Here is a 19,212-nt window from a genome sequence, read left to right as displayed (position 1 = left end):
CCTCTTATCCTTTCACTCCTTTGATCCAGTCCTGAAATTTGCCGAATTGTTCCATAATAAAAGATTCATGTTCTTCTTTTTCTTCCGGACGGTCTACAAGGATATGCTCAAAGTAGCTTCCTTTCAATACTTTTCTTAAAAGACCTTCGCCGATGAATGGTTTGTAGTCATTCAGGGCTTGAGTAGCTTTTAATAAATGTCTGATGTCATATTGCAGCGGGTTGATATCCGGAACCTGCTTATTAAGGTTAAGAAGATGGTACACTGCAATTCTTGCCGTTCTTACAGAGCTTTCCATGGTGAAGACAACGTCGTTATTCGTTTCTACAAACTGTCCCACCAATCCTAAATTGGTACAGCCTTCTGGCACGACTCTCGGACGGTCGCCCTGAGCTCTTGGCATAAACATAGAAGTGATATACGGCATAAATGAAATACGGACAATCGTATTTTCCACCACATTATCCAGCTGATCTGTGATTCCCAAATGATAGCACAGCTCTGCAAGGATTTCATTTCCGGTACATTCCGGCATTGTCTTTTTGATGTAGTTTCCTTCTTTGTCCATCAGAAGGGAATATACCCATACCACAAGAATATCATCAGGCTGAGTAGGGAAGTGTGGCTGTCTGTTACATGTAAAACTCATCACCCAGTTTGAATCCGTTATGGTAATGATTCCTCCGGTAGCTGTTCTTCCGGAATAGGGATCGTTTACACATAATTCTTTCAATTTTTCCGTGAAAGCAGATGGTCGGCATGTCAGGGTAGCAGATTCCCATGAAGATTTTTCAATGTGGCTGCAGAATTTTTCTGGTTTTCCGAAGACTTCTGATTTGGCTGCCAGGTTTTTCCAGAGCATCCATCCCGGGCCTTGTCCTGCACTGCTGTTATCCAGTGTGATTTCAGGGGCAGTATTATTATCGCCATAGAATGTACTTTCGGTCATAGATCCTGTGGTAACAATCACGTAATCTTCTTTTCCGACAGGGATTTTCACTTCTTTACCATCCTGTTCCGTGATGATGCCTTCCACTTTTTTTCCTTCCGTATTGATATGAATATCGAGATCTTTAACCAAAGTATTAAACTGGATCTGCACTCCTTTTTCAACAAGGAAGTTTTTTAAAGGTGTAACGTAAGTGTCAAACTGATTGTATTTCGGGAATACCAGACAGGAGAAGTCTTTCATTCCGTCGATAGCGTGAAGGAATCTGTGCATATAAAGTTTCAACTCCAATAAACTGTGCCAGTTTTCAAAAGCGAACATAGAGCGCCAGAAAAACCAGAAATTACTGTTAAGGAATGATTCTGCAAAATAATCTTCAATCGTAAGGTCATCAAGCTCCTCTTTTTTCTTTAATAAAAGTTTCACGATGGCCAGCTGATCTTTTTTCTCAAGTCCGAATTTACTGAAATCCTGGATCTCTCCCTGATTGTGGATCAGTCTCGCTTTGGAATAATTCGGGTCATTATCATTAATCAGACGGTATTCGTCCAAAACACTGTATGGCGCGGGAAGTTCAAGGGCAGGAATATCCTGAAACATGTCCCATAAGTTTTCATAGGTCATATCCATTTCACGTCCGCCTCTGATGATGTAGCCGTCTTTTGCATTTCCGGCACCGTCCAGTGAACCTCCTTCAACATTAAGCTGGTCAAGGAAAATAACATTTTTTCCCGGAACACGGCCGTCACGGATGAAATAGTAAGCGGCAGACATTCCTGCGATACCACTTCCTACAATATAAATTTTACTGTTCTCATAGGATTTTAAGGGAATTCCTTTATTACGCTGATAGTTTCCGATTTGGTCTGAAAAAGGCATTGTCTTTTCAGGAGTGTTAATCTGAACTTCTTTACTGGAATCCGGTTCATGATTTACTTTTCCGAACTGCTCAGAAGCATTTAAAACGTGGTCGAATTTTGAATTGATCGTACTCATTATGTATTGTTTTAATTAACAGTATAAAGGTACCTCTATTCATCATGCAGGATATATCCCTAATGTCAGAATTACTATCCCCAAATTCTTACGACTGAATATTTTCCCGGTTTCTGTACTCGGAAGGAGAGATGGACGTCTGTTTTTTGAAAAAGCGACCAAAGGCTGATGCGGAATTAAACTGCAACTCAAAAGCAATCTCCGAAATCGTGATTTCAGGGCTGCCCAGCATCACGTAAGCTTCCTTCAATAGGGCTTCGTCGATGACCTGATGAGGTGTTTTGCCACTTGCCTTTTTAATGACCTCGATAAGGTATTTGCTGGAAACGAAAAGCTGATCGGCATAGAACTGAACCGTCCGGTCCTTCCGTATATTTTCCCGGATCAGTTGACTGAACTTTAGAAAAATATCTTTTTTGCCTTCTTCTTTTTCAACACGGCTGTCATTTTCCGTTTCCATAATATCCGCTGTTTCCAGAAGCAGATTGAAAATAATGGTACGGACAATTTCTTCGGTAAATTTTCCCTGCTTTCTGGATTTTTTCTTCAGATAATCCAAAAGGTTCTGCAACAGTGCTGAGTTTTTCTCATTCGTCTTGACAATGCTGTAGGAACCGTTCGAAAACAGATTCATTTTTTCAATGATAAAAGGATTGGAAATATTTTTAATCAGAAAGTTTTTGTCAAAAAAGAGGAGTTTCATTTTAAAATCTTCGCTGGTCTCCAAAAACTTGACAATGGTAGATGGAGCTGCAACCAGAAAGCTATGGGCATCCACATGATATTTCCGGCTATCGATTTCAATGCTTATTTCTCCGGCCGTACAAATGCACAAAGCATAATAATCCATGCGAAAAGGTGTCTCGGGAAAATTGAAAATAGGATTTCCGGAAGAGATATAATAAGATTGCCGGCAGTCAATACTGTAAAACGATAGCGTATCATGTAAATTCTCGTAGGTTATCATTTTGTGTATTGGTTTGATTAAAATTTTACTTTAAATTTTGGAATTTTAAGGTCAAAAATCCCATTGTTACTGCAATTTACGAAAATTATAAAAGTTGATTGTAAGGTCGCCGTGGAATATTTGCTGATTTTATCCCAACCTGGTATATTCTTGCCTCTATTGAGGTGATTGATAAAAAAAGTACCTTTTAAAGGGCTTTCCGAACCAATTTACCTAAATTTGCATCTTACTAGGTTTTCTCCCCAAAAAATAATATTGTGAAATTAATTAGCGTATATACGGGTTCTTTCAAAGGACTCTCAGAAGAGAGCTGGATGTTGGCGCTGGTCATGCTCATCAATCGCGCGGGTTCTATGGTACTTCCTTTTTTAGGAGTGTACATGACGGGTCATCTCCATTTCAGTATAGAAAATTCAGGAATTATTCTGAGCTTTTTCGGGATAGGCTCTGTATTGGGCTCATGGCTTGGAGGTTTGATTACTGATAAAATCGGTGAATACCGCGTGCAGAGTTTAAGTCTGCTTCTGAGTGTGCCTCTGTTCTGTCTGATTCCGCTTTTTAAAACAGAAGTGGGGCTGGCTGCTATTATTTTGATTCAAAGTATTGTCAGCGAAACTTTTCGTCCTGCGAACTCTGTGGCAATCACTAAATATGCTAAACCTGAAAATATCACCAGAGCTTTCTCCCTCAACCGGATGGCTGTCAACCTTGGATTTTCCATAGGCCCGGCGCTGGGAGGAATATTATCTGCCATTTCTTATGAATTTTTATTTTTCAGTAACGCGTTGGCCGCCTTGCTGGCTGGTTTAATGTATATCCGCTTCTTCGGAAAACGGAACAAAGAAGCTTCATTAAAACCGAAAAAAGCAAAAGAAGCCATTGCTATAAAGAAAGAAAATTCCCCATACCGCGACGGAAAATTCATGCTTTACAGTTTCTTCTGTATGCTTTTTGCCATCTGTTTCTTTCAGTTATTCAGTACACTGACTATTTTCTATAAAGATACGGCGCATTTAAGCCAACAGAATATCGGGTATATTCTTGGTTATAGCGGGTTCCTTATTGTGCTGCTTGAAATGGGCTTTGTACAGATCGCGGAGAAGTATTTCAGTCTGGCCTTTACGCTGCTTATTGGAACTGTATTGTGTGGTCTTTCGTATGCCATGTTAGCATTTGATTATTCCATCCTTACTCTTATTGTTTCTATGACATTGCTGTGTATCGGGGAGATTTGGACTCTGCCGTTTATGTCTACGATAACCGCCTTACGCTCCGGTGAAAACAACAAAGGAGCATACATGGGAATGAATGGAATATCCGTTGCTATAGCCTTTATCATTACGCCTTATGTAGGAACGATGACTGCAGATAAGCTAGGCTTCAATACACTATGGATAGCAACCGGTGTGCTGGCAATAGGCATTGCACTTGGGTTCTATTTTGTAATCCCGTGGATGTTGAAGAAGAGGGTGGGAGAGTCTTAGGGTTTGAGCGTTTGAGATTTTTGGAGTTTTAGGATGGAAGAGGGAAGTCTGAAGATGGAGGTTGTAAAGGGCTGTAGACAACTATACCATATCTGATTGTTGTTTACTCATATCTGACATCTAAGATCTAACTTCATCGAGTATCTATCCCCAATCAATTTCATCGGAGATAAAATCTTTGCGCCTTAACAACATAATATAATCAAATATCTTTGCGCCTTTGCGATTTCAACTTTTTTTGGACAAGGTCTTTAAGCTATTCGAATATGTAAGGCGCAAAAAAAATCAAAGATTTTCAGCTAGGCTAACTGTATATATTTGAGGGGTAATATTCTTCGATTTACTAAATTGAATGGTATAACAAAAATGTCTGAAATCTGATGTCTAAAATCTGATATCTAAAACATAAAATCTTGGTTCTTGTCTCTAGGCTCTTGGTTCTTTCTTTACAACATTCCTCACAATCATCTCCGCATGAATACGCGAGTTCTCAATAAACCAAAGATGGGTATCCTTTCCTCCACAAACAACCCCTGCCAGATATAGATTCGGGACATTGGTTTCCATGGTTTCCGTATGATAGAGTGGATTTAGACAGTCACCTTGCAGTTCTATGCCGGAGTTTTTGAGGAAATCAAAATCAGGAAGATATCCGGTCAGTGCCAGGACAAAATCATTGTCAATTTCATTGGTTTTTCCGTTTTCATCTTTAAAAATGACGGTGTTTTCAGTGATCTCTGCTATTTCAGAATTAAAATGAGCTTTGATACTTCCTTCTGCAATCCTGTTTTCGATATCAGGTTTTACCCAATATTTGACGCTTTGTGAAATTTCAGAATGACGAATAATCATCGTTACATCAGCTCCTTTTCTATATGTTTCCAAAGCAGCATCTACCGCGGAATTGCTTGATCCTACCACAACCACTTTCTGTTTTGCGTATGGATAAGGTTCTGTATAATAATGTTTCACTTTTGGAAGGTCTTCTCCGGGAATATTCATCAGATTCGGAATATCATAAAATCCTGTGGAAATAACGACATTTTTTGCTTTGTAAGCAGCTTTTGAGGTTTCAATGTCAAAAATATCCCCGTTTTTGGAAACTTTCAGAACTTTTTCATAGAGATTGATATTGACTTCCCTCTGTCTCGCAATTCCCTGATAGTATTCCAAAGCTTCCTGACGACCTGGTTTTGGTGCTGTAGAAATAAATGGAATACCGTCGATCTCCAGTTTTTCAGCAGTGGAGAAAAAACGCATGTATAAAGGATAGTTGTATAAGGAATTGACGATAGTTCCTTTTTCTATGATCAGATGGGTTAAATTATTTTTCTGGGCTTCAAGGGCACAGTTAAGACCGATGGGGCCGCCTCCGATAATGAGGATATCTAAAATTTCCATAGAACAAATTTACTTAAAACCACGATATGAAGCGAAAAATAGACAACAGAACTTATCTATGAAGGCTATTGTATTGGCACCAGTTTTGGTGTTTCTTATGAATTAAAAAAATTGAAAAGATGAAAAACCTTATTATTCCAATATTTGCGTTAACTCTGTTGACGGCCTGTAAGAAAACCCCGGAAAAACCTGTTCCCAATGTGGTAGATTCTATGGCTCTGGCTAAGGAAAAGAATATTGAAAACACGGCACAGCAGAAAAAAACGGATGAAGCAGCTGTAAAAGCAGCTAATGATTTGATTATTCAGGCTTTAAAAAATAAAGATTATAAAACCTTTGCCTCCTTTATTCATCCAGAAAAAGGAATCAGTTTTTCAATGTATGGATTTGTAAATCCTAAAGAAGACCAACATTTTTCCAAAGAAGATTTCGAGAAATTCCAGCCGACAAAGACCTTATTTACATGGGGTGCTCAGGACGGTTCAGGAGATCCGTATAAAGCCAGCATCAATGATTATCTGACGAAATGGGTTTTCTCCAAAGATTTCACAGGATCACAATATTCATTAAACAAATTTCAGGCTGGCGGAAATTCACTTAATAATTTAAAGGAAATATATCCCGGTAAAGACTTCACCGAAAACTATATAAAAGGCACTGAAAAGAACGGTGAAATGGATTGGAAAACCATCCGTTTTGTCTTTGAAGAATTTCAGGGTAAGCAGTATCTGGTGGCTGTTGTGAATGACCAGTGGACGATTTAGTGAATTAATTATCATTAAATAACGCTAGGTTATAATAAGAATGCTTCGACTTCGCTCAGCATGACATCTCTAATATGTAACGTAAAGTTTACTAAGTGTCATGCTGAGCGGAGTCGAAGCATCTATTATATTTTTTGTTCTTATTTTGTTCCAGATTAATCCAAAATCTCAGTAAGCTTTTTAGTCAGATTTCTTCTTGAGAACTGCTCTATATTCTGAGTGTTTTCAAGCAGATCTCCTTTTTTCCAAAGCTCATATTTCCCAAGGATAAAATCTTTAACCGCTTTAGAATCTTCATAGCTGAAGTGTTTTCCTGAGGCAGTTTCTTCCAGTATTCTGGAAACATCCGCTTCATCCGGACCGAAAGAAATAATCTGTTTTCCAGTCGCTAGGTATTCAAAAATTTTCCCGGGAATAATTCCTTTGGAAGACTCATTCGGGAAATTGGTGATCAGTAACAGATTGGAGTTTGCCATCTCTTCCACAGCTTTGTCATGGGAAATATAACCCAAATTCAGGATGTGGTTTTTCAGGCTTGAATTTTCTATAGACTGAAGGATTTTATCATCAACCCTTCCTGCAAATTTCAGGGTAAAGTGGTCTGCAAAGTCTTTATTTTCCGTGATTAACTCATCAAGAACTTTCCAGAGATTTTCAGGATTTCTTAACTGCTCAAGAACTCCGATATAGCTTAATGTGAAAGATTGACTATTGGGTCCGTTCGCTGTTTCAATAGGTGAAGAAGAAGCGTCACTTTCATCAAAACCATTCGTGATACAAATGGCATTGGCTCCTGCTTTTCTGAAATTTTCAGCATCGGTATAGCTTGTCGCCAAAGTGATGTCTGCAGTTTTAAAAACGGCACTTTCAAGCTGACGGTGTTTATTATCGGAACTTTTGGTAAGTTTTAAATGTTTGTAATAGGAAATCTCTGTCCATGGATCACGGAAGTCGGCGATCCATTTCAGATCCGGGAATTTCTTTTTCAGGCCAAGACCGATCATGTGAAGAGAGTGGGGCGGCCCGGAAGTCACGACCACATCTATTTTATTTTCTTTTAAATACTGTTCCAGGAATTTAATGGAAGGCTTTACCCAAAAAACTCTGGCATCCGGAATGAAGAAATTTCCTCTCACCCAGATCGAAAGCCTGGATTTCCAGCTTTGGTTTTTACCTACATCAAACTGACCGGCTTTGAACTTTTTATTGCTTTTGTTTAGCTTTTCAGCCAGCTGATAAGGTTCCCAGATTTTGGTTTTTACAATCTCTATATTTTGCGGAACATCTTTTAAAAGACTTTCATCGAGTAGGGGATAACTTGGATTTTCGGGAGTATAGATCACCGGACTCCAGCCGGATTCTGGCAGATATTTTGCAAACTTCAGCCATCTTTGAACACCAGGACCTCCCGCAGGAGGCCAGTAATAGGTGATAATCAGTATTTTTTTTTGTTCCATTAACCTTGAACAATAACTTTTAAACGTTAAACAGTTTTCTCAACGAGCTGTTCTTTTTTCTTATTCTTATTCGTCCAGAAGATCCCGAAGGCACTTAATGCGATAAACAGTCCGAAGCATAGCAGCGACAGCCATTTACCTTTTTCTATCACTTCCGGTTCAAAGACCATTCTGATGTTGTGAGTTCCTGCAGGAACGTGTACCGCACGCAAAAGATAATCAGCCTTGATGTAAGGAACTTCTTTTTCGTCTACAAACATTTTCCAGCCATGAGGATAATAGATCTCAGAGAATACAGCCAGCTGAGGGGTTTTCGACTGAGATTTGAATTCCAGTTCGTTCGGCTGATATTTCGTTAAATTGATAAACGCTGTAGAATCTGCCTGCACTGTTTTCCCAGTGAAATAGGCTTTATCTTCTGCTGCCATCACAGCTGTTTTCTTACTGTCGATTACTCCGATAGACTTGATTTCTTCGTCCGGCGTGTTTACGAATTTAAGATCGCTTACAAACCATGCATTTCCGTTGGCTTTAGCATTCGGCATGGCCTGAGGCTTGTCCGGACCGCCCATTACCCAGTATTTTGCATTAAGAAGGTTAAGGATATTCGGTACTTTCACAGAGTCCATAACCTGGAAATATTCATTGATCACGTCATCATATCTTCTCAGTTTTACGGCATGATAGCCTCCGATTGAAGATTTGAAATAAGACGTATTCGTCTCGCTGAATGTTCCTAAAATATTATTGAAAACTCTGTAGTGTGTTTTATCTCTTTCGGCAATGGTTTCGAGCGTTTTATTAACGTTCACATTGGCCACGATCGATTCTAAATTCGGATTTCCCTGAACTTTTTCGGCCAGAAGATCTGAACTTTCTGTCTGGAAAGGATTTTCAGCGAATACTTTGTCTACATAATTTTCATCATTCAGATAACGCTTGTTGACCGTCCAAAGATCGAACAAACTCACCGCTCCGATGATGATCAAGGCGATATTCTGGCTCAGTTTCTTCTTCATGGTCATGAAAAGGACTGCGGCCGTTATAGCTACATATAGCAATGCTTTTATCGCATCAATTCTGAATAATTTGAATCGCTCTTCAGATAGATAATCCAAAAGGAAAGGAGGGAAATAGGTCTTCTCACCGTCTGTATAAAAACCAAGCAGTGATTTTCCAAAAAGAAGAAGAATCAGAAGAAACCCTAAAGTTCCTCCGCTTACATAGATAAGGATTTTCTTTTTGTATTCCTCCGTTAATTTTTCATCGGTAAAGAACCTGTAGATCCCGATAATCGCAATCAGAGGGAATAATAATTCCACAACAACTAAGATAGAAGATGGTGCTCTGAATTTGCTGTAAAAAGGAACATAGTCTATAAAGAAATCAGACAGCGGCATAAAGTTGCTTCCCCATGCCAGAAGAACAGTCAGAATGGAGGCTCCGAGGATCCAGTAGCGGTACTTTTTCCATGCAAAGAAGAATCCTAATAAAGCAAGGAAACATACGACGGCTCCCTGATAGGCAGGTCCTGAAGTTCCCGGCTGATCTCCCCAATAGGTAACCCCGTTGAATCCTTTTGAAATTCTGTCCATTTCAGCCTGTGAACCTACATTTTCCTGGATAAGTTCCTGAACTCTATTCATCATTTCCTTAGCTTCAGGTTCCTGGCTTCCGCCACCCATCAATCTTGGAATGAAAAGATTCAGAGTTTCCAGTTTTCCGTAGCTCCACATCAGAATACTGGTTTTATCCAGTCCTGTTTCTCCTGAGGTATGGCTGTCATTGGTAAGGATCTGTTTTCCACGTACCGTTTCTTTGATGTACTCGGAATTGGCCATAATCCTTTGAGAGTTCATCCCGACACCTATTGCACATGAGGCCGCGATAATTCCGGATGAAATCAGAAAATGCTTCATCGGAATTTTTTTCTGGATTGCTCTTACCAGCTCGGACAGGAATAAAAATCCTAAGGCCAGGAAGAGATAATACGTCATCTGCGGGTGGTTGGCTGCAATCTGAAGCCCCATAAACAGGGTAGTTGCAATGAATCCCCAGATATACTGTTTCCGGATATAAACCAATATGATTCCGGCAAGAAGCGGTGCGAAATACTCGATGGTATTGACCTTACCGTTGTGCCCTGCCGCAATAATGATATAAAAATAGGTGGATAAACCAAAGAAAGTGGCGCCCAGTAAAGCGTATTTCCAGTTTCTGACGGCTACCATTCCAAGGAAGAAAAATCCTGCAAAAAGGAGGAAAAGATAATTGACCGGTCTTGGCAGGAAGTTCAGGTTGCTGTCGATCTTTTTGATGATGTCCCCTTTGAACTGGCTTCCCATCTGATAGGTGGGCATTCCGCCAAACATGGAATCACTCCAGTAGGTTTCGTTTCCGGTATCGGCTCTGTAGTCGAGGAGTTCTTTTGCACCTCCTCTGTACTGTACGATATCATGCTGAAAAAGCTGTTTTCCTGAAAAAACAGGGGTGGAGTATAAAAATGCTAAAACTATAAATACAACGAGTGAAATTGCAATATAAATTAAGTTTTTATTTTTAGCCATGCTGGTTATTATCTTTTATTTCTTGGAATATTTACCTTTTATCTTTACTTTCTTTTACCTCTTCATAGTCAACTGTTTCTGCATCCCAGTTGAGGTTCTGTTTATTCTTATTCGAGTTGTTGAGATCCTGCTGCTGTTTGTTATCCTTATTGTTATTAAACCTATAACTGTAAAAAGATTTATAGAACACCCTTCTCAGGATATTCCAGACAAAGAAAATAACGATGGCTGAGAGTACTAACTCAAGAATGTACTTCATAATTTCTAATTTAAATTCAAGTGTATGGTTTAAAGCTTAAAGTTTAAAATTCAAGGGTATAAAATAATCCAGAAAGTGATTACCAACGATAACAACTTTCTCTCAAACTCCCATACCCTTTCAATCTTAAATCTTCAGACTTTAAAACGTCTTTAATTCAATTATTTTGCAGAAGGATTGATCATCACAGAAGATTTTGAGATGCTTTTCATAGACTGTGACTGTTTTCCGTCTGAAATTGTCTCGGTCTGTGTTGTTTTTACATCAATATTCTGGTTCGCGATCCATCCTGTGCTTTGGTCAAACTTAATCACACCGTTCTGAGCAAGCTCGCTGCTAAGACTGTGCGTAATAGGTCCCTGCGTTTTCTTTTCCGTTTTCTTAGGAATTCCTCCTGTCACAGAAATCTCTGCAGTTCCGTTTCCTACACTTTTTAATGTATAATTTGAAGTTACCTTCATGGTTCCGCTTACATCCGCATTTTCAGTAGTCGTCCATTTCTCTCCGATTTTAGCTCCTTTTTTAGGGATGATCGTTAAGTTTTTAGAAAGCTGCTCTTTCAATACTTTTTCGTTGAAAGTTTCCTTAAGACTGGCTACAACGCTTGCCTTTTGATTGGCATCTTTAACAAGAGTTCCTACCGCAGTGGTTACTTTCGTGTACACCGCATCAAAACCTGTAATGGAGATCACATTTCCTTTAGTGTCCATTTTCATGTTAAGCTTGTTACCCGTAAGTGCTCTGTTGATATTCCAGATCATTTTAAGGTCATCTTCTTTAGGAATAGCCTGCTTGGTATCTACGATGATGGTTTTACCCTGTGCACTTTGTGAATTTCTTTTAGCCACAAGATTAAGCGTCATGTCATATACATTTCCCTTGATATCGTTTACTGTGAAATTCATTTCATCTGTAGACTCACTCGTTGCTGTGATTGATTTTCCCTGAGGATCTTCCATCGTTTTTACGTCTCTCTGGTATGTGGTAAGAGGATAAGTCTTTCCTTTTTCCAGTTTGAACGTCTGAGTGAAAACTCCTGCAGAATCTTTGATCGCCGGGTTTTCCGCCACTTTAGCTACAGAATCGGCAGGAACTTCTACCGTAACTGTTTTTCCTGTTTTAGGATCTACTTTAGTGATGGTTGCCGTTTCTTTTTTACAAGATACAAGAGCTATAGATGAGATAAGCATTAATGCTGCTACGTTTTTCATTTGAAATTTTTTAAGTTTAAATTTTACTGATATTTCCGTTCTGTGTATCAATAACGATACCATAAACGTCATCATAAAACACTTCTGCCCCTACTGATTACACACTTGGAGCCGCTACGATTTTTTGTCTTACTGCTTCATACAAAATAGCTCCGCATGCTACAGAAACGTTCAGTGACTGTGTTTTTCCTTCGATCGGAAGCTTTATTTTTTCGTCTGAATGGTGCATTACTTCCTTAGAAATTCCTGTTTCTTCATTCCCCATCACGATAGCACAAGGCTCCGTGAAATTCACATCATAGATCAGTTTCTGAGCCTTCTCAGTCGCTGCAAATACAGAAATACCGCTTTGCTGAAGGAAATCTACCGCATGAGCAAGATTCGGTTCCTTACAGATTTTGATATTGTAAAGTGCTCCTGCAGATGTTTTGATAGCATCTGAATTAATAGGTGCTCCTCCTTTTTCAGGAATAATAATGGCATCTATCCCAACACATTCTGCTGTTCTGCAAATCGCTCCGAAGTTTCTCACGTCCGTAAGTCTGTCAAGAATTAAAAGGAAAGGTGTTTTTCCTTCCTCGAACAATTGCGGAACAATATCTTCCACTCTGTGAAACGGAACATCTGAAATAAAAGCAACTACACCCTGGTGATTTTTTCTTGTAAAACGGTTCAGTTTTTCAATCGGAACATAGTTGGGACGAATTTTATGTTTGGCTAAAATAGTCTTTAGCTCGGCATAAATAGGACCCTGAAGTGCATTCTGCACAAAGATCTTATCAATCGTTTTTCCCGCTTCAATAGCTTCTATTACAGGACGAAGTCCGAAAATGAAATCGTCTTTTTTGTTTTCGTTTGTCAAAATTTATTTTTTCTGTTGTTAAACTTAGTCAAGGCAGGGAGGTTCTTCTACGGTTTTGTACTTGCTTTCAAAGCCTGAATCTGTAGTTGTGATCTCCGTTAATTTTCTTACGTCATTATAAACGCCCCATACTGCCTGGTTGTTATCCTTTATATCCAATGTATAATTTACATTTTCCTGCCCTTTTTCTGCACTTTCCTCATGCAGCTCAAAAAGGTATGTACTTCCTTTTTTGGTAATATTTTTGATCTCAAAATAATAAGCATCCTGCCCAATGATGTGTTCCAATGCATATTTTCCTTCGTGACTCAAAATGATCTTTTGGTTTTGATAATCACATGGAATATAGATGATATATCCAGAGTCTTTTTTGGTAAGCATCGTCCATTCTTTTGGAACAGATTTGAAAATGTCTTTCCAGTTCTCAGGGGCTTTTATTTCCGGTTGATGAACCTCTGAAACTGTATCAGCTGATGGCTTGGTAAGGTTGTCAGCAGACTGCGTTTTTACTGTCTCATTCTTAGGGGAACAATTCACCATACTGAAGATGAGTAATCCAAAAAGGAGAAACCGTAAAAAGAAAATTTTCTTCATCAAATTACTAATATTTTTCGCCCAATATTGCTCTTTTCTGTGCCATGATATAGCCATAATGCAGGCTTTCATGCATATTGTTAAAGATGATGGCATCCTGAATACTTTTCAGATCCATCCCGAAACTCGTGGTGTACGGTGTGTAGTCTGAAAAGAAATCACTGTCATAATCTTTCATCAAAATCTTTGAAGTTTCAGTGAGTAAAAACTCAAGGTCTTCCACTTCGGATTTTTGTACATTCAGGTTCGGGAGAGTGCCTTTTTTGTAGGTTTCGATCCAATATTTATCAATTCTGAAGGGATTTCCGCTCAGATAATAATGCAGCAACTGCTGGGTAGCAACGGTGTGTGCAATATTCCAGTACATATTGTTGTTGAAACCATCAGGAATCAACAGAAGATCTTCATGCGAAGTGTTCTGTAAGATGCCTAAAAGGTTCTTTCTCACCTGTCTGTGTGCTTGAAAATGATAATTCATTTTACAAAATTTTTTAATCACCAAAAATAGTCTAATAAACTGGAAGTGACAATTTTTTGGTTAAAGGATTAAATTAAATGTTCTTAAATGGTGAAAAAAGAGGTGAAAGTGGGTTTGAGAGTTGGAGAGTTTGCGAGTTGGAGAGTCGGAGAGTTGGAGCGTTTTGGGGTTTGAGAGTTAAGTTGAGGTTTGATAATGACGGTTACTGGTTGTTGGGCGCTTCGAAATACGAAACCCAAATCCAGTACCCCATATTCGCATCTCGAAACAAAAAAAAACTCCCCTGAAAATATTCAAAGGAGTTGTATGTTTTAGATAAGATATGATTAAGTATATCTATTTTTTGATGATCTTGTGTTTGAAAGTTATTCCGTCTTTTAGAATAATATTCAGCAAATACACTCCTGCAGGGTATGTTGAAATATCTATTTTATTTTCTCCACGGGTTTCGGCTAATTTTTTTCCTTCGATACTGAAAACAGTGACTGAAGCTACATCCGACTTGGATCTTATATTCACGAAATCTGAAGTAGGGTTAGGATAGATGCTCACATCCACCGTCTTGATATCTTTTACATCCAGTACTGCACTGCTTTTGCCCTGCATATAGACAGATAAGTAGACATCTCCCTGCTGCTGATTGAAAACGGCGGTCGGAATGGTATGCTTTAAAGTATGATTTCCAGCGGTTAAATTAGGCATGCTGAATCCTCTGATCGGAACTGAATTGCCCGGACACCAGTTATTCCATGAAGTCCATTCTGCAAATGATTTCGGAGCTGCCCCATAGATTCCGTTGCCCTGTGTATTATATACTCTGAATGGTTCGCAGGAAATCCCTCCGGGAGTATAGGTAAGCATTTGCACGTCATCTATATACGTGTAATTCTGTCTTCTTACATACTCTTCACCGCCACTGTTGGCTCCGTGAGGAGTGGATATTACAAAGAAACGTGCATTGGTAACGGCACTCGGAAGGTTGAAATTCACAATTCTAACCGTTTCACCGGGAACATCCGTGCTGTTATAGTTATTTAATGTCTTATACGTTAATATAGGAACAATAGAGTTGTGGTCCGTAATGGTAGCTCCCGTATCTGTTGAGAAAAAAGTAAGATTTCCTGAGAAAACATCAATTCTGCCTGCACATCCTGCCACCTGTGTCTGTGCAGCATAAGGAACACCGAACACATCCAGTTCCATATACATATCATAGCTTGTGCGAAATGCGGCATCATGAAATACATTGTACATATTACTTAAGTCATAGGTGTAAGGAACCTCATTAGGAGTACGGTTTTTACTCATGAATGGGGTAATGTATCTGCCAACTTCAATCCTTTTTACATTCGCATCATTCATTGTATAAGTAGGCTGATTTTTCGGAACCATGGCTAAATAAACACTTCCCAGACGGTCATAGTTGTCACAAAGAGCGCCTATGCTCACCCTCATGGCAATTTTTGCTTTAAACGAATTCAGCTCAGCATCTGTCAGTTTCCTTGCATATCTGGTGTTTCCCAGCCTGATGAGACCTGCTGGAACCGGATCGGATACCGTAGGAGCATAACCGTCATAATAAACTGCATCTGAAATCAGATTCATTCTATTGGTTGTCTGTGATTTATAAAGACCCGCGAAAAAAAGACCCGCAAAAAATAGCTTTTTATACATATGATTGGCATTTGTTACAAATATATTAAAATATCTATTTAAAGTTGTTTTCTGGTTGGTTAATTTTAAAATATACGCTGTTTTCTTATTAATTGTGTAAAATATTTATAAATGAGTGTGAATGGTTTTTATTAAATATTCTTATTGAATTGTTTTTATACATCGTTTTATTAATAATGATTTAAATAATTAATCCAATGAGTGAAATAATCATATTTGTTATAAATATCAAAACTTTATTATTAAATTAGCAACATTGTTATTGATGATTTTATTAATTATGAAAAGAATTTTACTTTTGTCCTTGTTATTGATAGTTTCGGCGTTTAATGCCCAGATCAATTTAAACATCACAAGCACCAATGTCGGAACGGCACCCATAAGCAGTTTTTTTTCCTATTCATACGTTCAGCAGATCTACCCTAAACAGGAATTGAATGCTACAGCTGCAGGAAATATTACAGGTCTTACGTTTTATCTGGATCCATCTGCTACAATCAATGATTCTTCGGACTGGACCGTTTATGTAGGACATACGGCAAAAACAGCATTTACATCCGGTACAGACTGGATTCCGGCTGCACAGCTGACTCAGGTTTTTACAGGGACTGTGACCAAAACCAATAATAAAGTCGAAGTTACTTTTACCACTCCATTTGCCTATAATAACATAGATAATTTAGTAATCGCTGCTAAGGAAAATGCACAAAGTATTGATATTAACAATTTTGATGAAGCGTTCCGGGTATATCCTCATTTACCGTATTCTACCCTTTATTACAAGGGGGATAGAGCAGTAGTTGATCCTGCAGCGCCACCTGGAGGAATAAGAGCGGATTATAAATCTGCAGTTACGATTTCAGGATTGACGCCAAAGGCAGGACCTTCATGTCCTTTTGTGAATTATCCTACAAATGGTACCCAGTTTGTATCATTGCTTCCCAATATCAGATGGCTGGCAGTTCAAGGGGCGGATTCCTATAAAATTTCACTGGGAACAACTCCCGGGGGAACAGATATTGTTAATCAGCAGTCTGTAACAGGGGTTAATTTTACCCCATCCACTGCCCTTAACCGTGATACAAACTATTATTTCAAAGTTACCGCAGTTTCAGCCGGTCTTGAGTCTTTAGGATGTGCTGATATTACATTTAAAACCATTCCTCCCATTCCTGCCAATGATGCCTGTTCGGGAGCGTTTGCAGCCTCTGCTTTCCCTTATGAATACACACAAAGTGATGCCGTATCTGCCACTAATAATAATGGATTCATAACCTCATGTGCCGATGCAATGAATGACGGAACCTGGTTTAAGTTTACAGGAGACGGTGGTCAGTTTACCTTAGGAATCACAATGCCTGCGGGCAGTGCTTATGATCCGCAAATGGATATTTATAGCGGGACATGCTCCACTTTAACATGTATAAAAGCAGTAGATGCCGGCGGTGGCGGAGCTGCAGAAACCTATACCTTCACCACGACGGCAGGAACTGAATATTTTATCAACGTCGGAGCGTATGAAGAAACCGTTGATATGCCGGAAAATGTCTTTACCATTAAGATTATTAAACTTTAATAAGGTGAATTGTGAATGGTCAATAGTGAATTTTTACTAGCAGAGAACCATTCACCATTGACTTGCTCAGCAAAATTGACCATTGACATGAAACTTTCATGAATCTTGAATCGTCAATAGTGAATTTTTACTAGCAGAGAATCATTCACCATTGACTTGCGCAGCAAAATTGACCATTGAAATGAAACTTTCATGAATGGTGAATCGTCAGTAGTGAATTTATCATCGTAGAACTATTCACCCTTCACTTGCGAAGCAAAATTGACAATTCACAATTTAACACTCTGTTTATCAGAAAATATTACCGTAACTTTCACTGTATGAATTCATTTTATACAGTGAAAGTTGTTTTGTATGCATTCCGTTGCTTTATTAATACAGGAATATTTAACAAACTTTAACTCAAAAATGGCATTCATTATGTTGATTAATGCCAGTATTTATCAGAAATTTACCACTTATTTTAATTAAAGCTATGTCAGATACATATCAAGCCGAAGATATCCGCCAGTTGACGGAAAAAGTAAAAGAAAAAAACTACTTATTTTCTCTTCTGAGACAGGAAATCAACAAAGTGATTATTGGACAGGAATATATGATAGACCGCCTTTTGGTGGGACTTCTTGGAAATGGTCACGTTCTTTTGGAAGGGGTTCCCGGACTGGCAAAAACCCTGGCGATAAAAACCCTGGCAGAAGCTGTTCACGGTGAATTTTCAAGGATACAGTTTACCCCGGATTTGCTTCCGGCAGATGTGGTGGGAACCATGATCTTCAATATTAAAGACAACGATTTTTCCATAAAAAAGGGTCCTGTTTTCGCGAATTTTGTATTGGCGGATGAGATCAACCGTGCACCGGCAAAAGTTCAGTCGGCACTACTGGAAGTGATGCAGGAAAAGCAGGTAACGATTGGTGACGAAACCATGAAGCTTCCAAAGCCGTTTCTGGTACTGGCTACTCAGAACCCTATCGATCAGGAAGGAACCTATCTGCTTCCGGAAGCTCAAAGCGACCGTTTTATGCTGAAATGTAAAATAGATTATCCGAATTTTGAAGATGAAAGAACCGTGATGAGAATGGTTTCAACTTCTCACCAACCTGTTGTAAAGCCTGTGATCTCACTGCAGGATATTGTAGATGCGAAGGAACTGATCAACCAGATTTATCTGGATGAAAAGATCGAAAAATACATTCTGGATATGGTTTTTGCAACCCGTTATCCTGAAAACTACGGACTTTCCGAGCTTAAAAACTACATCGGATTCGGAGCTTCTCCAAGAGCATCCATCAACCTTGCGATTGCATCCAGAACGTATGCATTCCTGAAGGGAAGAGCTTTTGTGATTCCTGAAGATGTGAAAGCATTGGCACAGGATGTATTAAGACACAGAATTGGTCTTACATTCGAAGCTGAGGCGGAAGAAATTACAGCAGAAGAGATTGTTAGCAGAATATTGGCTAAAATTCAGGCACCGTAATGAGTGAAGTAGTCATCAGAAAAGCGATTCAGGAAGATTGTGCTCCCATGCTGGAGCTGATCCGCGAACTGGCAGAATATGAGAAAGCACTTCATGAAGTGACTTTAACGTTGGATGAATTTATCGAAGACGGTTTCGGTAAATCTCCGGTTTGGGGAGCTTTTGTTGCTGAACTCAATAATGAAATAGTAGGAATTTCCCTGTATTACGACAGATTTTCAACCTGGAAAGGAAGAAGGCTGTATCTCGAAGATCTGGTGGTTACCGAAAAAATGAGAGGAAAACAGATTGGAAAACTTTTGTTTGATGCCACTTTGGAATACGGAAAATCAAACCAGTACAGCGGAATGGTTTTTCAGGTATTGAACTGGAACGAGCCCGCCATTAATTTTTATAAAAAATACAGCCCGAAATTTGACAGTGAATGGCTGAATGTTTCGATTGAACTGAAGGATTAAAGAGAAGGGAAGAAAGGAAGTTAGAAGATGGAAGC

General features: G+C 39.0%; 16 protein-coding genes. 5 read left to right on the top strand and 11 right to left on the bottom strand.

The genetic code is table 11. The annotated features are described in order from the left end of the window. Nucleotides 1-4: 4 nt before the first annotated feature. Nucleotides 5-1,945 carry an oleate hydratase gene (locus BM143_RS04455; protein WP_090023330.1) on the bottom strand — a complete coding sequence of 647 codons (1,941 nt, stop codon included), beginning with the start codon at nt 1,943-1,945 and terminating at the stop codon, nt 5-7. An 88-nt stretch (nt 1,946-2,033) separates the two neighbouring features. Next, nucleotides 2,034-2,912: an AraC family transcriptional regulator gene (locus BM143_RS04450; RefSeq protein ID WP_090023327.1), complete on the bottom strand. Its 879-nt coding sequence runs from the start codon at nt 2,910-2,912 to the stop codon at nt 2,034-2,036. Nucleotides 2,913-3,226: 314 nt separating this feature from the next. On the opposite strand from BM143_RS04450, the gene BM143_RS04445 reads away from it, so the two are divergent. Then, entirely contained in the window at nt 3,227-4,396 is a 1,170-nt protein-coding gene (locus BM143_RS04445; protein ID WP_090023883.1) for an MFS transporter, read from the top strand. 426 nt (nt 4,397-4,822) lie between these two features. On the opposite strand, the gene BM143_RS04440 is transcribed toward BM143_RS04445, so the two are convergent. Next, complete coding sequence (locus BM143_RS04440) at nt 4,823-5,797, bottom strand: YpdA family putative bacillithiol disulfide reductase (RefSeq protein ID WP_090023325.1); 975 nt, start codon at nt 5,795-5,797, stop codon at nt 4,823-4,825. A 119-nt stretch (nt 5,798-5,916) separates the two neighbouring features. Between BM143_RS04440 and BM143_RS04435 the strand changes: the two genes are divergently transcribed. Next, complete coding sequence (locus BM143_RS04435) at nt 5,917-6,561, top strand: hypothetical protein (RefSeq protein ID WP_090023323.1); 645 nt, start codon at nt 5,917-5,919, stop codon at nt 6,559-6,561. A 155-nt stretch (nt 6,562-6,716) separates the two neighbouring features. On the opposite strand, the gene BM143_RS04430 is transcribed toward BM143_RS04435, so the two are convergent. The 8 genes from BM143_RS04430 to BM143_RS04390 form a co-directional block, all read right to left on the bottom strand. Beyond that, nucleotides 6,717-8,018 (bottom strand): glycosyltransferase family protein, encoded by a 1,302-nt coding sequence (locus BM143_RS04430; RefSeq protein WP_090023321.1) that lies wholly within the window; start codon nt 8,016-8,018, stop codon nt 6,717-6,719. 26 nt (nt 8,019-8,044) lie between these two features. Next, on the bottom strand, nt 8,045-10,585 hold the full coding sequence (locus BM143_RS04425; protein ID WP_090023319.1) for a YfhO family protein: 2,541 nt from the start codon (nt 10,583-10,585) through the stop codon (nt 8,045-8,047). A 31-nt stretch (nt 10,586-10,616) separates the two neighbouring features. Then, nucleotides 10,617-10,844, bottom strand: coding sequence for a hypothetical protein (locus BM143_RS04420; RefSeq protein WP_090023317.1), 228 nt, complete (start codon nt 10,842-10,844; stop codon nt 10,617-10,619). Between the two features lie 161 nt (nt 10,845-11,005). Further along, entirely contained in the window at nt 11,006-12,055 is a 1,050-nt protein-coding gene (locus BM143_RS04415; RefSeq protein ID WP_090023882.1) for a DUF6263 family protein, read from the bottom strand. A gap of 97 nt (nt 12,056-12,152) precedes the next feature. Next, nucleotides 12,153-12,917 carry a 23S rRNA (guanosine(2251)-2'-O)-methyltransferase RlmB gene (gene rlmB, locus BM143_RS04410; RefSeq protein WP_394332553.1) on the bottom strand — a complete coding sequence of 255 codons (765 nt, stop codon included), beginning with the start codon at nt 12,915-12,917 and terminating at the stop codon, nt 12,153-12,155. Nucleotides 12,918-12,941: 24 nt separating this feature from the next. Beyond that, nucleotides 12,942-13,511, bottom strand: coding sequence for a hypothetical protein (locus BM143_RS04405; RefSeq protein ID WP_139221985.1), 570 nt, complete (start codon nt 13,509-13,511; stop codon nt 12,942-12,944). A gap of 7 nt (nt 13,512-13,518) precedes the next feature. Further along, nucleotides 13,519-13,989, bottom strand: coding sequence for a DinB family protein (locus tag BM143_RS04400; RefSeq protein ID WP_034728833.1), 471 nt, complete (start codon nt 13,987-13,989; stop codon nt 13,519-13,521). A 336-nt stretch (nt 13,990-14,325) separates the two neighbouring features. Then, nucleotides 14,326-15,663, bottom strand: a complete 1,338-nt coding sequence (locus BM143_RS04390) for a peptide-N-glycosidase F-related protein (RefSeq protein ID WP_090023311.1) — start codon at nt 15,661-15,663, stop codon at nt 14,326-14,328. 280 nt (nt 15,664-15,943) lie between these two features. On the opposite strand from BM143_RS04390, the gene BM143_RS04385 reads away from it, so the two are divergent. The 3 genes from BM143_RS04385 to BM143_RS04375 all read left to right on the top strand — a co-directional run bounded on the left by BM143_RS04385 (nt 15,944) and on the right by BM143_RS04375 (nt 19,177). Continuing rightward, nucleotides 15,944-17,239 carry a hypothetical protein gene (locus BM143_RS04385; protein WP_139221984.1) on the top strand — a complete coding sequence of 432 codons (1,296 nt, stop codon included), beginning with the start codon at nt 15,944-15,946 and terminating at the stop codon, nt 17,237-17,239. 475 nt (nt 17,240-17,714) lie between these two features. Further along, nucleotides 17,715-18,719: an AAA family ATPase gene (locus BM143_RS04380; RefSeq protein WP_090023881.1), complete on the top strand. Its 1,005-nt coding sequence runs from the start codon at nt 17,715-17,717 to the stop codon at nt 18,717-18,719. After that, complete coding sequence (locus BM143_RS04375) at nt 18,719-19,177, top strand: GNAT family N-acetyltransferase (RefSeq protein ID WP_090023305.1); 459 nt, start codon at nt 18,719-18,721, stop codon at nt 19,175-19,177. Before BM143_RS04380 ends, BM143_RS04375 begins: the two co-directional genes overlap by 1 nt. Nucleotides 19,178-19,212: the final 35 nt, after the last annotated feature.

Origin of the sequence: Chryseobacterium oleae (assembly GCF_900115055.1) — a bacterium.
Taxonomy (GTDB): domain Bacteria; phylum Bacteroidota; class Bacteroidia; order Flavobacteriales; family Weeksellaceae; genus Chryseobacterium; species Chryseobacterium oleae.
This window is presented reverse-complemented; position numbering and strand designations above follow the sequence as displayed.

Bases quoted from the DNA above. Each gene is read 5' to 3' on its own strand.
- BM143_RS04455 (WP_090023330.1), bottom strand. From the start codon at position 1,945: ATGAGTACGATCAATTCAAAATTCGACCACGTTTTAAATGCTTCTGAG.
- BM143_RS04450 (WP_090023327.1), bottom strand. From the start codon at position 2,912: ATGATAACCTACGAGAATTTACATGATACGCTATCGTTTTACAGTATT.
- BM143_RS04445 (WP_090023883.1), top strand. From the start codon at position 3,227: ATGTTGGCGCTGGTCATGCTCATCAATCGCGCGGGTTCTATGGTACTT.
- BM143_RS04440 (WP_090023325.1), bottom strand. From the start codon at position 5,797: ATGGAAATTTTAGATATCCTCATTATCGGAGGCGGCCCCATCGGTCTT.
- BM143_RS04435 (WP_090023323.1), top strand. From the start codon at position 5,917: ATGAAAAACCTTATTATTCCAATATTTGCGTTAACTCTGTTGACGGCC.
- BM143_RS04430 (WP_090023321.1), bottom strand. From the start codon at position 8,018: ATGGAACAAAAAAAAATACTGATTATCACCTATTACTGGCCTCCTGCG.
- BM143_RS04425 (WP_090023319.1), bottom strand. From the start codon at position 10,585: ATGGCTAAAAATAAAAACTTAATTTATATTGCAATTTCACTCGTTGTA.
- BM143_RS04420 (WP_090023317.1), bottom strand. From the start codon at position 10,844: ATGAAGTACATTCTTGAGTTAGTACTCTCAGCCATCGTTATTTTCTTT.
- BM143_RS04415 (WP_090023882.1), bottom strand. From the start codon at position 12,055: ATGAAAAACGTAGCAGCATTAATGCTTATCTCATCTATAGCTCTTGTA.
- BM143_RS04405 (WP_139221985.1), bottom strand. From the start codon at position 13,511: ATGAAGAAAATTTTCTTTTTACGGTTTCTCCTTTTTGGATTACTCATC.
- BM143_RS04400 (WP_034728833.1), bottom strand. From the start codon at position 13,989: ATGAATTATCATTTTCAAGCACACAGACAGGTGAGAAAGAACCTTTTA.
- BM143_RS04390 (WP_090023311.1), bottom strand. From the start codon at position 15,663: ATGTATAAAAAGCTATTTTTTGCGGGTCTTTTTTTCGCGGGTCTTTAT.
- BM143_RS04385 (WP_139221984.1), top strand. From the start codon at position 15,944: ATGAAAAGAATTTTACTTTTGTCCTTGTTATTGATAGTTTCGGCGTTT.
- BM143_RS04380 (WP_090023881.1), top strand. From the start codon at position 17,715: ATGTCAGATACATATCAAGCCGAAGATATCCGCCAGTTGACGGAAAAA.
- BM143_RS04375 (WP_090023305.1), top strand. From the start codon at position 18,719: ATGAGTGAAGTAGTCATCAGAAAAGCGATTCAGGAAGATTGTGCTCCC.